This window comes from Bradyrhizobium sp. SPXBL-02 (assembly GCF_051853065.1).
Taxonomy (GTDB): domain Bacteria; phylum Pseudomonadota; class Alphaproteobacteria; order Rhizobiales; family Xanthobacteraceae; genus Bradyrhizobium.
In genome coordinates, this window is record NZ_CP182474.1 from 3,356,845 (window position 1) to 3,371,386 (window position 14,542).

Annotated in this window: 14 protein-coding genes; 1 reads left to right on the forward strand and 13 read right to left on the reverse strand. The window is 63.7% G+C overall.

Annotated elements, in window-relative coordinates; all coding sequences use genetic code 11:
• Positions 1 to 56: 56 nt before the first annotated feature.
• Positions 57 to 563 carry a hypothetical protein gene (locus ACNJYD_RS15415; RefSeq protein WP_172783174.1) on the reverse strand — a complete coding sequence of 169 codons (507 nt, stop codon included), beginning with the start codon at positions 561 to 563 and terminating at the stop codon, positions 57 to 59.
• 8 nt (positions 564 to 571) lie between these two features.
• Positions 572 to 1,078, reverse strand: coding sequence for a hypothetical protein (locus ACNJYD_RS15420; RefSeq protein WP_212254927.1), 507 nt, complete (start codon positions 1,076 to 1,078; stop codon positions 572 to 574).
• A 166-nt stretch (positions 1,079 to 1,244) separates the two neighbouring features.
• Here ACNJYD_RS15420 and ACNJYD_RS15425 point away from each other — a divergent pair, with 166 nt between their 5' ends.
• On the forward strand, positions 1,245 to 2,906 hold the full coding sequence (locus ACNJYD_RS15425) for a hypothetical protein (protein ID WP_439366830.1): 1,662 nt from the start codon (positions 1,245 to 1,247) through the stop codon (positions 2,904 to 2,906).
• Here the strand turns inward: ACNJYD_RS15425 and ACNJYD_RS15430 are convergent.
• The 11 genes from ACNJYD_RS15430 to ACNJYD_RS15480 all read right to left on the reverse strand — a co-directional run bounded on the left by ACNJYD_RS15430 (position 2,890) and on the right by ACNJYD_RS15480 (position 14,536).
• Entirely contained in the window at positions 2,890 to 3,897 is a 1,008-nt protein-coding gene (locus tag ACNJYD_RS15430) for a Gfo/Idh/MocA family protein (protein WP_439366831.1), read from the reverse strand. The genes ACNJYD_RS15425 and ACNJYD_RS15430 overlap by 17 nt on opposite strands.
• A 36-nt stretch (positions 3,898 to 3,933) precedes the next feature.
• On the reverse strand, positions 3,934 to 5,139 hold the full coding sequence (locus tag ACNJYD_RS15435) for a class I SAM-dependent methyltransferase (RefSeq protein WP_439366833.1): 1,206 nt from the start codon (positions 5,137 to 5,139) through the stop codon (positions 3,934 to 3,936).
• A 12-nt stretch (positions 5,140 to 5,151) separates the two neighbouring features.
• Entirely contained in the window at positions 5,152 to 6,357 is a 1,206-nt protein-coding gene (locus ACNJYD_RS15440) for a class I SAM-dependent methyltransferase (RefSeq protein WP_439366834.1), read from the reverse strand.
• Between the two features lie 180 nt (positions 6,358 to 6,537).
• Positions 6,538 to 8,826, reverse strand: coding sequence for a hypothetical protein (locus ACNJYD_RS15445; protein WP_349628381.1), 2,289 nt, complete (start codon positions 8,824 to 8,826; stop codon positions 6,538 to 6,540).
• Between the two features lie 28 nt (positions 8,827 to 8,854).
• Positions 8,855 to 9,835, reverse strand: a complete 981-nt coding sequence (locus tag ACNJYD_RS15450; RefSeq protein ID WP_212254933.1) for a lysylphosphatidylglycerol synthase transmembrane domain-containing protein — start codon at positions 9,833 to 9,835, stop codon at positions 8,855 to 8,857.
• 54 nt (positions 9,836 to 9,889) lie between these two features.
• Positions 9,890 to 10,465, reverse strand: coding sequence for a WbuC family cupin fold metalloprotein (locus ACNJYD_RS15455; protein ID WP_212254934.1), 576 nt, complete (start codon positions 10,463 to 10,465; stop codon positions 9,890 to 9,892).
• The gene (locus ACNJYD_RS15460) at positions 10,443 to 11,108 is read right to left on the reverse strand and encodes a class I SAM-dependent methyltransferase (protein WP_439366837.1); all 666 of its coding nucleotides are present in this window, start codon (positions 11,106 to 11,108) and stop codon (positions 10,443 to 10,445) included. Before ACNJYD_RS15460 ends, ACNJYD_RS15455 begins: the two co-directional genes overlap by 23 nt.
• Positions 11,109 to 11,133: 25 nt before the next feature.
• A complete protein-coding gene (locus ACNJYD_RS15465) occupies positions 11,134 to 11,526 on the reverse strand; it encodes an LIC12192 family sporadic carbohydrate cluster protein (protein WP_439366839.1) in 393 nt (130 codons plus the stop codon).
• Entirely contained in the window at positions 11,519 to 12,325 is an 807-nt protein-coding gene (locus ACNJYD_RS15470) for a sporadic carbohydrate cluster 2OG-Fe(II) oxygenase (RefSeq protein ID WP_439366840.1), read from the reverse strand. The genes ACNJYD_RS15465 and ACNJYD_RS15470 overlap by 8 nt, the downstream gene beginning before the upstream one ends.
• Entirely contained in the window at positions 12,322 to 13,440 is a 1,119-nt protein-coding gene (locus ACNJYD_RS15475) for a DegT/DnrJ/EryC1/StrS family aminotransferase (RefSeq protein WP_212254936.1), read from the reverse strand. The genes ACNJYD_RS15470 and ACNJYD_RS15475 overlap by 4 nt, the downstream gene beginning before the upstream one ends.
• Positions 13,430 to 14,536: a DegT/DnrJ/EryC1/StrS family aminotransferase gene (locus ACNJYD_RS15480; RefSeq protein WP_212254937.1), complete on the reverse strand. Its 1,107-nt coding sequence runs from the start codon at positions 14,534 to 14,536 to the stop codon at positions 13,430 to 13,432. Before ACNJYD_RS15480 ends, ACNJYD_RS15475 begins: the two co-directional genes overlap by 11 nt.
• Between the last annotated feature and the right edge of the window lie 6 nt (positions 14,537 to 14,542).

Consider the following 14,542-nt stretch of genomic DNA (forward strand, 5'->3'; position numbering starts at 1 on the left):
CGCCGATATGATCCACACAACCGGCACGAAACCGGCGATGTGTGTGTTCCGCGCAACTAGTCGGAAAAATCATAGAGGCTGGTATCACCGATGCCGAAGGCGCGGCGCAGCCGGCCGACGTGAGCTGCCATTTTCCGCCCGGCCGTGGTCGCCGACAAGCCTGAATTGACCCGTTCGACCAGGCCGCGATCGACCAGGATCCCAATTCGTCCCTGGAACAAATCTGGAACCTGCCTTTCGATGATCTCCGAAAGCGGCGCGGTCCGACCGGGGCGGTCGACGAGACCGAGCAGGATCTCCAGGGACACCGACTTGTACACTGCGCCAAAGGCGAAAACGTAGGCCATGACGCAAAATGCGAATATCGATGCGGCGTCCCAATACTGAAATTGCGGAATCGCGACGATGCCGAGCGCCACGCCGAGACCATGCGAGACGAGTGCGGCGATCGCAAGCAGGGTGACGGGTCCGAGCGGCCATGCGCGAGCGCGGGCCATGATCTGCAAGGCAGGCGCGAGCAGGGCGAAAACGGCAACGGCGATGAGCCCGACGGCGAAGGACATCGTGCCGCTCACCCAAGGCCCGTCGACAAACGAACAAGCTTGGCGAGATGCGCGATCGCTACCCCCTTGGCCGTCGGGGCCAGCCTGCCGTCTGCCGTGATCACCATTCCCGCGCCGACCAGGAGCTTCAGGCGGTTGTGCGCGAACGTGCCGAGATCTCCGCCCTGCATGTACGCCTCGGCCCATTGCTCCAGGGTGAGGGGACGTTCGGCCTGGACGAGGGCCGTGAGCAGCGTCAGCGTAAAGCCCCAGGCCAGCAGGCTGAACAGGATGTAGCAAAACATCATCGCTGTCCCCAACAGCAGGAGACCGCCAAGCACGTCCGCGAGCTGGCGTTGCCCCGGAAGCGCGAGACAGGCGATCGCGTAGAGCACGACGATGGTGACGCAGCCCAGCCGGAAGCGGCGGCCCGATCCGCCGGTGGCAGCGATGCGCGCGTAGCACAGCAACAGCAATGGAAAGGCGATGCTGAGACCAATTGCAGCGGCTTGCGCAGGGCCCGGGAGCATGTTCATCGTGGAAAATCGTCCCGGACGCCTCTCAGGCCCAGCCAGAGCAAAGTCTATAGGAGGTCGCATTTTTGCGGTCAAGGGAGCCCCGGCGCCCGGCCTTGCGGTCGTCCCGTGGGCGTGCGAATCCTCGCCGACGATGTCCTCCCTCTCCCCTCCGAGCTTGCCCCCGTTGCTGCGAGCGATAGCCATCCTGATCGTCGTGTTGCTGGTTGCGCATGCGCCGATGCTCCTCAATGACGGCCTCTTCATGGACGACTGGCTGGTGCTCAAGCCGCGTCCGGACTATTTCATCGACATCGATTTCCTGCTGAATGGCGCGGGCCATCCGATTTTCTACAGCTACGACAGGTTCGCGAACTGGACCGGCGCCCCGCTCGTCGTGATGGTATCGCTGGCGTTCGCCGGAATCGTCTTCGGCGCGGTGTGTCTGATGCTGACGGCGACACGGCTCGGTCTGCTCGATCGCGCCGAAGCGGTCGGCTTCGCGCTGATCGTCTGGACCTATCCCGGCTATCAACTCTGGGCGGGCAAGGCGAACGCGGTCTACGTGTTCAGCTTCGGGCTATTGTTCATCGGTGCATGGCTGTTGACGCTCGCCTTCAGCGCCGTCGGCCTGCGGCGCGTGCTGCTTCGTGTGCTCGCTTCGCTGGTGTTCCTGCTGAGCTTCGCGCTCAACTCGACGATCGTGCTGTATGCCGTCGTGATGTTCGGCCTGTTCGTTGCGATATGGCGGAGCGGAGACGCGGCGCATGGCTTCGTTCGCCGGACATGGCTCGCAGCCTGGCGCTGTGTCCTGCGCTATCCGGAATTGGTGGTGCTTCCGCTGGTCTATTGGGGCACGCTCAATATCTGGTTCAAGCGGATCGGCGTCTACGCACAGCACTATGGCGCCCATTTTCCGACGCTCGGCGAGTTGGCGCGGGGGTGGTCGGCGTTCTTCGCCGCCAGCTACAGGGATGTCCTCACCCACGCGATCCGCGCCGCGATTCAGGTTCCAGCGCTCTTCATCGCGGCTGCAGTCCTCGTTGGAATCGTATTGTTGCTGCTGCGTCGGGACGCGAAGACGACCGCGTCCAGAAGCGCGATCACCGTGCCGCTCGCACTCGCCGTGGTCTTGTTCCTCGCATTGTCGTCGCCGTATCTGATCGCCGGCCTGCGGCCGTCTTCCGTGCATTTCTATGAGAGCCGTCACCTGCTGATGTTCGGCGTGCCGCTCGCGCTGACACTGCTGGCGTTCAAGCGACAGGCCGAACGATGGACGGGCCCCGGCGCCGCCCTTGCTGCGATATTCGGGGCAAGCCTGATCGTGTCGATCGGCATGCTATGGAGCGACTACGTCTTCATGCAGGCGAGAACCCTGAAACAGCAGGCCTTGGCGCGCGACCTTGCCAGCCGGGTGCAGCCGGCGGCGACGGTTTATGCGCTCGATGATGGTTTCTTCGACTACCCGTCGCGGCACGTGCCTTTCGGTGTCGCCGAAGTCACGGGCATGCTCCGCCTTGCTTGGGGCAATCAGCCGGTCTTCGGATTTGCCCTGCGTGCCGAGCGGCCCGACATCCTCCGAGAGATGGACGAGGCGCGGAAGGCTCCGGGAAGTGCGTTCCGTCATTTCGATCCGACGGGGCCGCAGGCAACCATCTCGCTGCAGCCGGGGCCGGGAGCCGCGCCGAACCACATTCTGGCGCGGAAGTACTACGTGTGTCGGTTGCTGGCGCGCTGCGATGTTGCGGAATTGCTCTCCCAACTTGCAGAGGTCACGATCAAGCTTGGCCCGATCGGCGGCATCCTGCCGCTCGACGGCGCGAGCAAGAGTGTCACGCCTGGCCGCTGACTTGCCGCTTCCAGATCGCCTCGGCCAGCGCGATGTCGGTCACCGAATCTGCGCCGGACGCAAGCGGCGTCCTCCGTTCGACGATGTCGGCGACGAAAGCATCAGCCTGACGCCGAAACGCCCAGCTGCCTTCACCCGTCAAGCGCGTGATTTGTCCGCCCTGGTCGAGGATGACCCCCGCCTCCCGCTCGGCAAAGGGCGGGGGCAGTTCGATAGTCACCGCGCCGTGCTCGAAATCGATCGACAGCCCCTCGCGCCACGCACCTTCGGGCCCGTTCGCTAGCTGCAGCACACAGGCAACGCCCTCGAAGTCGAGCGTCACCGTCGCAGTGCCAGAAGTCTCGACGGTGCTTTCGGCGACAGTCGGCGACGATCCGAGCAGGTAGCGCACGAGGTTGATGATATGGCTGAACACGTTCAGAAAGTTGTCGTAGCCAGGCCGCAACGCGCCCGGCATCCAGTCGGGACCATCCTGCCAGAGTTCGAGTCCGTCCGGCCGGGTCTCGCCGGTCATGACGAAGTTGTCCTGCGATCGGCCGGTGTCGCCGCCGAAGCACCAGCCTCTTGCTCCGACGACGCGTCCGAGCGAGCCGTCCGTGCGCAAGCGCGCGAGCTCGGCCAGCGCGCGTGCCACACCGGCATCGTGACGCTTCATGTAGCCGATGCTGTAGACGAGGTGCTGTCGCCGCGCCGCTTCGACCAGCGACGCGGCCTGAACCGTCGTGTAGGCCATCGGCTTCTCCGACAGCACGTGCCGGCCACTTTTCAACGCTTCCAGCACGATCGGGCCGGTGGCTCGCCGCTTCGTCACGACCACGACGGCGGACACCGCAGCGTCCGCGAGCAACTCGCGGTGCGTGCCGTAGACCCGCGAGATACCGAATTTCTGCGCGGCGGCGGCCGCCAGATCGGGCCGGAGATCGGCGATGGCAACGACGCGGCAGGCGGGATTGGCGACGAAATTGGCGAGGTGGCACATCTGGCCGACCATCCCCGTTCCGATGATGCCAATGCCTGGCCTCACTGGCTATGATCCCCCGAAGCGCTTCCGCATGACGAGGAAGTGCGCCGGCTGTCCCCAGGTGTTGATGAACGCCGGATCAGTCTGGGTGAGGGCAGCGACCGCCGACGCATCCCGCCGCCCGATCGCGCCGAAGATGCGATGGAAGCTGTCGAGCGTGGCAACGATCGTTTCGATGTCCGAAGCATCGTCGGCGAGAATGTCCGTCGTCCGGATCGCCTCGCGTAAGGATGCAAGGTTCGCGACCGCGCGCGGCAGGCTCTCGCCGAAGGGGTCGTCGATCATCGCATCGACGTCGAGAACCAGCGTTTCGATCGATGCCGAAATCGCCGCCGCCGCATCGGCCTTGCCGACCAGGTAGAGCTTGCGTCCGCCGAGGAAGCTGAGACGGCTGCGGTCGAGATGGCGCGCCGCGCGCCGCAGCTTCTCGTCCGGGGAGAGAACCTTCTTGTGCCAGTAGACGTCCAGGCTGTCGCGATAGGCTGGCCACGCCGAATGGATGTCGAATCCCTGTGCATGCGCCGCCGTGCACAAAGCCGTTGCGTCGAGGAAGTACCGATGCCGGACGAACGGATTTTCGAGCACGTCCATCAGCCAGGATTCGAAGCTGCGGGTGTGCGGAATACTGTTCCACTTCGCCTCGAACAGCGACCTTGCCGTTTCCAGTGCAGGACGGCCTGACAATGCCTTGCCGGCCGCATGGATTGCCTTGAGCGCGAGCTCGAAGAAGCCGCCATAGCGTTCGTAATACGACACGATGGCGAAACCGTCCGGATTGAGCAGCCGGTGGAAGACGCCGAGCCAATTTTCAGTCGGCTGCACGGTGTAAATGAAACCTTCGGCATCGATGATGTCGTAGCGGCGCTCGCTGCGAAATCCTTCGACGTCGGCCAATGCGAGCTCGCGCAGACGCTCGGTCAGGCCAAAATGCGCGAAATAGGCCTCGATTTTCGGATGCGCATGCCGGTTCGGTTCGGCGAGCGTCATGTTCGCGCCCCAGCCGGCGAACACCAGCGCGTTCTCACCGGAATCAGGACCGAATTCGAGCACCTCCGCATCGCGGAACAGCCGCGGCGGCAGCACCAGCTTGTCTGAAAACAGCTCGCGCCGCTGGCTGGCATATGCGTCGAGTTCGGCGGCCGATTTGAAATTCCCGAACGTCGGTAGGACGTCCTGACGTTCGTAGTAATTGAAGAGCTTCTCGTCAGCCATGCCGCGGCGTCCCTAACCCAAGGCCGCCTCGAGCCGGTCGAGCTCGCTCCAGATGTCGGAGGGCGCGAAGATCGAGACGATGTGTAGCGGCCGCTTCGCGTTCTCGCGCAGCCGGCTGCTGACCTTGGCTTCGTTCTCCTGGTTCACGGCGAGGAGGCAGACGAGCGGACCCGACTTGCCGGCGAGCTCGTCCGGTGAACGGATCGGTATGCCCGTGCCGGGTAGGAACAGCCCCTGGCGCTCCTTCTGGTCGTCGACCGAGAGATCGACGAGATCCGCCAGTTCATGCGCGTTGGTGAAGGTGCAGGCGCGGCAGCCCGCGCCGTAGATGGCGATCTCGGCGCCGCTCGTGCGGGCCTTGGCGAGGATCGGCCGCAGGCGCGCGCCGTACTCCCTTGCGCGCTGACCGAATTTCTCGCCGACGCCGGCGGGCGCAGGCGGCGGCGTCACGTCACGGGTTGCGCGACGGGCTGCGATCGCGAGGCTGCCGCCGCTGAAATTGTACTTCTTTACCGAGACCGCCTCGAAGCCGTGGCGAGCCAGCAGCGCCAGCAGGGTCGGCTCGGTGAAGTAGCTGACGTGCTCCTCCCACAGGACCGAGAGGTCGCCCGCCGTCGAACCGGGATCAAAGTCGGGCACGTCGATGAACAGCAGCCCTTCATCGCTGAGCGCGATCTTCACGCAAGCGAAGAAGTTCTCGAAATCGACGATGTGCTCGAGCACCTGGCGCGAGACGACGAGGTCGAACTTGCCGGACTGAGCGACCGCGTCGTGGGCCATCTCCGGACTGAGCATGTCGGCATAGACCTTGATGCCGCGCTCGCGGGCGATCTTGCCTGAGACCGGATTCGGTTCGACACCGACCATGACCTTGGTGCCGCGCTCGCGAAGCTTGTCCATGAACAGGCCGTCGTTGCAGCCGATCTCGAACACGGATTGATGCTTCGAGAACTTCGCGATGGTGTCGAGCTCGTCGACCTGGTGCGGCTCCGGCTTCCAGCTGCTGAAATTGTAGTTGAACTGGCGATACAGGATGTCTGGATCGATCGGCTTGACGATCTGCGGCAGGCCGCATTCGCCGCACGCCAGCACCTCGAACGGATAGCGTTCCTCCTGCTCGTTTCGGCTATGCCGAAGCCGATGCGCAATCGGCATCAAACCGAGGTCGATGACCGGTCGCAGGTCGGTCGAATGGCAGAGGCGGCAATGGTCGGTCACGGCTCTAGCTCTTTGCAGGAAAGCAAGGGAACATCGGCGCCCTGAAACGGTACGCGGCGCAGTTGAAGCCTATATAGTGCAACGGGCCGTGCTACAATTCTTAAGTTACCGATGCTGGCGCCGATTCGTGATCCTCGGACATGGCGCCTCTGGGGAGAGGGCCGGCGGCCGTGGCGAGGCTCAGAAGCATTGGGATAGCTGGCCGAGGACATCGAGATCTCCACGCCTGCTATTCGGTGGTAGACGGTGCTTGACCACCTCGAATGGTTCGACGCCGTATGCCTCCCGGTAGATCTCTTTCGATCTTGTCCTGAGCGCTGAGATTGCGGTCGCGTCTTCCGGACTTAATGATTGATCACCTTGCGTCCACGTCAATAACCAATACTCCGGGGTCTCGCGACGAACAGCAAAACGTCGCACGAGTTCGTCCTTTTGAAACAGGTCGGAGAAACCGTTGACCCAAAAGTCGCAATTGTTCTTCTGGACGTAGAATAGTTTTACGCCCAGTGATCGAAGCGCGGCTTCCGCCGTTTCGGCGCTTCCGAGTGCGATCTTCGCGAAATCGCGTGCGACGTCGCTCTCGTAGGTATGAATGATCTTGCCGCGCGTGAGCAGCGACGAGAAATAGCAGGGCACCATGGCGCGATAACCGTTGAGCGCGAGGATGCGATCCGAGCCCGTCGATTGCTCCAGCTCGTCACACCGCTTCCAGTCCTGGGTGACCCGAGGCATATGAGTGAGAGGAGTTCCCCCCACGAAGGTGATGGCCTCATCAACTTTGAAGCTCTTCCAGGGATGCGCTGCCGTCATCCAGGTGCCGGCGAGCAAGATGGCAGCGAGAGCGGCATGGGGAGCGAGGCGGTCGCTGAACCAAGCCGGCTTGAAGCGTCGCGCGACAGCCAATCCCCAGTAGGCCATGCCGACGGTCGCAAGCGGGAAAAGCGCGTTCACGTGGACCGACAATCTCATGAGGCTCGGAATATTCAGCGCCATGTCCAGCAGCCGGACGCTGGCGACATAGGCGACCACGACAAAAAGTCCCGCGGGATTGGGCAGCGGCGCGAGCTTATGGGATTCCGGGCGATCGGAACGAAGCTTTGAGTCCACGAAAGCGACGGCATAGGTCGCCAGCGCGAGGAGCAGCGCGACCGCGAGAACGGACCTGGCCTCCCTGAGGAAGGCGACGAAGCCCGATTTGCTCAGAAAGTCGGTGACCTCCAGCGACTGTGACACCACGAAATAATCCAGAAGATCGAGGCTGCCGAACTTCGAAAAGCGTTCGAGTGAAACGACGTGCCGGAACAGAGAGTATGGATTCGTCGCGGGGATTCCGAGGTAGAGGTAATTGATCGAGAGACTAAGGATGCAGCCCGCGATCGCCCCGGCGCCCAGCAGCACGCTGGTGATGAAGCCGGATCGGTCGCGCTGAACCACCTTGGCAAACGCGCCCAACGACGAAATCACGAAGACCAGCGCTGCGTACGGTGGATAGGATGCCGCGACGGCGATGGCGCAAATCCCTGCGGCGAACTTGTCGCGTTTTTGGGACGTTCGCGCAACGACAAGCAGGAAATAGACAAAGAACGCCGCCGTCTGAAGGTGGTACTTGCCGAATTCCATGATGTAGAGGCCGGGCGAGACGCGCGGCATCGTTCGCGGCCACGCAAGTCCGAGGATCGCCAGCGCAAGTGCAATCGGGATCGCCGCATCCTCCCAACGGCGTCCGAGCGCCTGCCACGGCAAAACGATGCGGGCGAGCTCAAAAATGACTGCACCGATTGCGACGAAATAGAGGAAGGAAACAATCTGCGCGACGTGGGGAGGCAAGAACGTCGCAAACATCAAATGCAGGCCGTTGCCGTGGCCGATCTCGAAGTCGGAGAAGATGGGATTGTCAGCTGCAAGCCAGATGCTGTGATTTCTCGCGACCTCTGCAAGATAGGGCGCATAGAGCTGCTGAACGTCGGTCGAAATGACGTCGGGTATGACGGCTCTGTCGATGAACACCGTTACGAGGAGCCAAAGACCCAGTAGCGAAGTTGCCATCAGCGGCAAGGTCAGCGCGAATCTTTGCGGCTTCCTGCAGCTGCGGCTATCCCACAGCAGCATGAGGGTCGCGAATCCGAGGACGATTTGGGGGTACAGGACGGAGAGAGCGCCGAAGCCAAATCCCGTCAAGATGAGCGCGGCCGCGCCGACGAAGAACTCGTCGACGCGTTGAGTGGGTTCGTGCCTGATGAGCGAGAACGTCAGGCGACCGGTCGCCATGACGAGCCAGCCGAGATACGGCGTCAGCACAATCCAGGCGAGGACGTAAAATCGCGTCGTCCAGCCGCCATCGAAGAGCAGGGTGCGGTAGGTGCCCGTTCGGTTGACGAACCAGATGGACAGTGCAGCAGGCACGAGAATGAGGATACGCAACGACCACGTCTCGACGATGGTGCGCAGGCGCAACTCGGCGGCTACCACCGCTTGATCTTGTCTGGGGTCGCCCATGCTAGACCGGCGCTGCATCGGCTCGTTCGGTGACGGTCCGCGCCTGGTCGGGGCTGAAGCTGGCGCGCTCCGGCGCGATCAGCCATACCAGCCCGCCGAACAACCCGACGATCAGGGCGCCAAGTCCCAGCAAGACCGATATCGCGAGTGCCTTGTCGGATGCGATTCCGGCAAGACTGAGCACCGCGACCATAGCGCCTTCGCGCACGCCCCATCCCCCGATCGAGATGGGAATCGCAGAGGACAGGATGACGAGCGGGACCAGGACGAAGGCGTCGAGTGCGGAGAGCGGCGCCTGCAGTCCGATCGCGAGGACATAGCAGGTCGCGACGGTGATGAGATGGACCGCGATGGCAGATCCGATCAGCATCGCTCGCCCCGCGGTCGCCAGCAACGGAGCTCTGATCAGCATCGCGAACTGCACGACCCTGGCCGGCACGGCCGCGATCACATGCGGCGGCCACCGGTCCAGCGTGACCAGGGCGATTGCGCCGAGGCATGCGGCCGCCAGAATGATCGCGATCGCGAACAGGAGCGAATTGTCGGGGACGCGCGCCAGCAGGAACGGCAATCCCGCCAGGAGGATGAAACCAAGACCCAACAGGCCGAGAAAGCGGTCAGCCACGATGCTGCCGATCGTTTGCGACCATTGCACGCCCTGCCGCCGCAGCATCCAGATCCGAACCGCGTCACCGCCCGCGGGTAATACTTGATTGAAAAAGGTGCTGACGATGAGAATGCGCCAGCCGGGCAGCCAATCGAGCGGCACGTTCATGGCACGGAGGATCAGCATCCAGCGGTGGCAGAGGACGAAGGTCTGGGCGAACAGCAGCAGCACCGCAAGCGCAAGCACGTTGAGATCGACGGCGAGAAGATCGGCTTTCAGGGTCGACGGATCCTGACCGCGCAACAGCAACACCAGGATCCCGATCGACACCGCGAACTTGACCAGGGTAACCAGTGCTTTTGCAGGCAGCTTCATCGTCTGGTGTCGTCCTCGATCATTCACGGTGCGATCGTCGAAAGCGGTCGAAATCTATGGTCTCGCCAGATGCTCCGCAGCGAGCGCGCCAGTCCGTGTGACGTAGTCCTGGACCTCGGCGGCGTCGCCGCCATCCGGGGCCCAGTCGGGAAATGCCGTGCGCGAAGGATCGAACGGGCCGGCGGTGGTTTCGTGAAACACCAGCCATTCCGAGGTGATCAGGATCGAGTGGAAGACCTTTTCGGGCATGCGGTAATAGCAGCGTTTGCCCTGACCGTAGGGCGCCATCTCGAGCACTTCGCGAATGCGGCCGTCATCCTCGAAGATCACGACCTGCGCGGTGCCCTCGATGACGTGGAACGATTCAGGCTTGCCAAGGTGCTTGTGCGGCCGCACATACGCCTCGCGATGGTGCACGATCAGCATCTCGTGCAGGCCCGAGGCGGGATCGGGATGCGTGCACAGCCGGCTGCGCAGGCGCGGGTTGCCGGCGGCGATGCGCTTCAGCTCCGCGATCGTGCCATCGTCCGCGGTGACGATGGCGTCGTCGGAATAGTACACTTCCGGATTCTGTGCGCGCAATGAGGTCGGCCGGCGCCGGCCTGTTTCATTCGAAGAAGATGAACCCATGGTCGCCCCGGTACCCGCATTTGTCGTAGATCCAGGCCCATGTTTGCGGGCCGTGGAAGCTCAGGCAGGTGAGCTGCCAGTAAAGCAGATTGGCCTTCTCCCGCTCGTTGCGGAAGGATTCGACCATCAGATATTTCGAGGTGCCGCGTCCGACGCGCTCGATCTCAGGTACGGCGCGGAACACGTCCTCGAGCGGAAGATTGTGCAACACGCCGAGCGAGACGACGAGATCGAAGCTGTGGTCGGGGTAGGGGAGCGCGACGGCGCTGCCGACGTTCAAATGCGGCCGCACCTCCTCCTTGGCGTTGGCGATGCCGTACTCGGAGATGTCGATGCCGGCGATCCTGAGGTCGGGGACGAGCTGGGCGAACTCGTAGAGCAGGTAGCCCTTGCCGCAGCCGACGTCGAGCACGCTCATGCCCGGCTTGATGCCGTAGCGATCGATCAGGGTCTGGGCCAGCGGGCGCCACCGTCCGTCATAGCGATAGCCGCCGTAGCCGTAGCGCCGGTCGCCGTCCCAATAGTCGCGTCCCCATTGCCGGGCGACGGTGGCGGATTCCGCCTTGTCGTGCTCGACCACGCGCTGGACGTAGTCCCGCTTCGTCGATGCGTGCATCGGCTGGAGCAGGTTGATCTCGGTCATGGGGCCCAACCGTTCCGCGGCATCGTCACAGGATGGTTGCGAACTTGTTGACGAGCAGGATGTCCTCGACGGCCCGGATGTCTTTCTGCGACGCCAACGTGATCTCCTCGACCGCCGCGTGAAGGTCGCAGCCCTCGCGCAGCACGCGGTCGTAGATCCGCCGCCGCCGTGCCTCGTCGGGCGGCAGCATGAAGATGCTGTAGAGAATGAGCCCACGCAGCTGCGGCAGCTCGTCCAGGATATCTTCCAGCACCATGTAGCTGCCGGGCATGGTGTGCTCGGCGGCGCTGAGGAGATATTGCAGGTTCTTCCGCCGCGCATAGTCGCGGATCACGATGTTCTGGACGTGCTGGGGGGTGCGGCTGCCGTTCAGCGGCCTGGCGCCGATATAGCCGCGGTGGCCGGCTCGCTCAGCCATGGAAGCCTCCTGGCAACTTGTACTGCATGCCGACCCGGGTTGCCGGGCGCAGCAGGATCGGCTCGAAGAACTCGCCGAAGCGCTTGTCCGCATAGGGCGACATGATGCTCTTGAAGCGGCAGTTCATGCTCCAGCGCGTGCCGGCTTCCTCGTTGACGCGATTGCCGTGCATCAGGGTCTGGTTGAACAGCATCACGTGACCGTAGGGGATCTCGATGAAGGTCGCGTGCGGCTTGATGGTCTTGTACAGCTCTTCGGCGCTGCGCAAGGCCGCCATGCGGTCCTGCATCTCGCCGTTCAGGGACGGCGGCAGCAGGTACATCGACTTGGTGCGATGGACGTCGACCAGCGGCACCCACACCACGACCTCGAACGGCGAGTCGCCCGACCAGACGTCGGAATGGGTGGCGAGCAGCGAGGAGCTGTCGCCGGGAAGCTGGATGCTGAGATTGACGCGGCGCTGCATGCAGAGCTCGTTGCCGACGATGGTCTCGATCGTCGAGCGCGCCAGGCGGAAATAGGTCGGGCGGAACCAGGGCTCGGCGTTGAGGCCGTTGAAGACGTGCAGCCGCAATCCGTTGAGATTATCCACGCTCACCCGCGTGTGGATCGTGTCCAGCATCGCGTAGGGATCGTTGCTGTGCGGCAGCTTCAGGTAGTCGGCCGCGAGCTCGGCGGCGCGGCGCTGGATCCGGTCGAGCCCGGCGCGATCGTCGGCCGGCGTGGTGACGAAGCCATCGTCGATGAAGCGTTGCGCCAGCGCCTGCTCGTCGGCGTGCAGGAAGTCCGTGTCCGTCATGCAAAATACTCCCGGGCGGTCGCGCAAATATAGCTGATGTCGGCGGCCGACAGGAACTGGTTGATGGGAAGCGTGAGGATCTGGTCCGCCTGCCGTTCCGTCACCGGGAACGCGCCGCGGCCATGGCCCAGATGCGCCGCTGCCGGCTGCAGGTGGATCGGGACCGGATAGTGAATCGCAGTCTCGATGCCCTTGTCGGCAAGATATTTCTGGAAGTCGTTGCGCCGCTCGGTCTGCACCACGAAGGTGTGGAAGGTGTTGAACTCGATATTCCGACAGGGCGGAATGAACAGGGGCAGCCCTGCGAGCTCGGCGCGGTATTGCGCGGCGTTGCGCCGCCGGCGTTCGATCACCGAGGGCAGATGACGCAGGCGAATGCGCAGCACCTCGGCCTGCAGCGTGTCGAGCCGCGACACGATCCCCCATTCCTGGACGTCGCTGCGGTTGATCAGGCCGTGATTGCGCAGCCGGCGGATTCTTGCGGCAAGCTCCGCATCGGCGGTGACGAGGAAGCCGGCATCGCCGGCGGCATTGAGATTCTTCAAGGGGTGGGCGGAGAAGCAGCCGAACGTGCCGAGGGTGCCGCTCATGCGCCCGTCATAGGTCGAGCCGACCGCTTGGGCGCTGTCCTCGATCACGGCGAGCGCGTGCTTGGCCGCTATTGCCATCAGCGGAGCCATGTCGGCCATGCGTCCGGTCAGATGCACCGGCATGATCGCCTTGGTGCGCGGTGTGACGGCGGCCTCGACCGCGGCCGGATCGATGCTCTGGTCGGGCAGCACGTCGGCAAACACCGGCGTGGCGCCGACCGCGATGATCGCGGCGGTCGATGCCACGAACGAGTTCGGCGGCGTGATGACTTCGTCGCCGGGGCCGATGTCGAGCGCCCGCATGGCGAGGATCAGCGCGTCGGTGCCGGAATTCAGCGTTACGACATGCGGTGAGCCGAGATAGGCCGACAATTCCTCCTCGAGCTTTCCAACCGCGGCGCCGCCGATGAAGTCGCCGCGGGAAAACACGCCCTCGACCGCCTGCATGATCTCGGCGCGCTCTTCCTCGAACTGCGCGGGAAGATTGACGTAACCGATGCGCCGGCGGCCGGTGTCAGCGTCCATGGCAGAACTTCCTGACGGTCTCGATGACGCGGTCCTGCTGGGCACGCGTCAGGTGCTGGTCGACCGGGAAGCTGATGACTTCCTTGGCGTGGCGGTCGGTGACCGGGAACGTGCCCGGCGCGTAGCCGAGATGCTTCAGGCCTTCCTGCTGATACAGCGGGATCGGATAGTGGATCTTGGCCTCGATGCCGTTATCCAGACAGTACTTGTAGAGCTCGTCGCGGCGTTCGGCGAACACCATGTAGAGATGGTAGACGTGCTTCACGTTGGGACGGCGCGGCGGGATGCGCAGGCCGGGCAGGCCGGCGAGACCCGCATCGTAATAGGCCGCATTCTCGATTCTCCGGCGCGTGATCTCGCTGGTCTGGCCGATCAGCCAGTTGCCGACCACGGCCTGCAAGGAATCGAGCCGCGAGTTGCAGCCGAGGATCGCGATCTCGTCGCGGTTCTTCATGCCGTGGTTGCGGATCAGGCGCAGCTTCTCGTTCATGCCGTCGTCATTGGTGACGACGACGCCGGCATCGCCCCAGACGTTGAGGTTCTTGAGCGGATGCAGCGAGAAGCCGGCCGCGATGCCGTGGGTGCCGGAGCGTTTCCCCGCAAACTCCGACAGGATGCCCTGGCAGGCGTCCTCGACCACCGGCAGGTTGTGACGCTGCGCGATCGGCATCAGCTTGCCCATGTCGGTGACCTCGCCGGTCAACTGGACCGGCATGATCGCCTTGGTCTTGCCAGTGATCGCAGCCTCGACCTGGTCCACGTTCATGCAGAAGGAATCGTCGCAATCGACCAGGACGGGCGTCGCGCCGGTTTCCGCGATCGCGCCGACGGTGGCGATGAAGGTGTTGGCGGCGGTGATGACCTCGTCGCCATGACCGATGCCGAGCGCCTTGAGCGGCAGCTTGAGCGCGTCGGTGCCCGATCCGACGCCGATGGCGTGACGGACGCCGATCAATTCGGCGAAGCGTTTCTCGAATTCGGCGACGGGCTTGCCAAGGGTGAAGTCACCGGTCGCAACCAGCCGGCCGATCTCGGCGAGGATCGGTGCGGGATCGGCGAATTGCTCGAGCAGATAGGAATATCGAACGTCGTACATGTGACC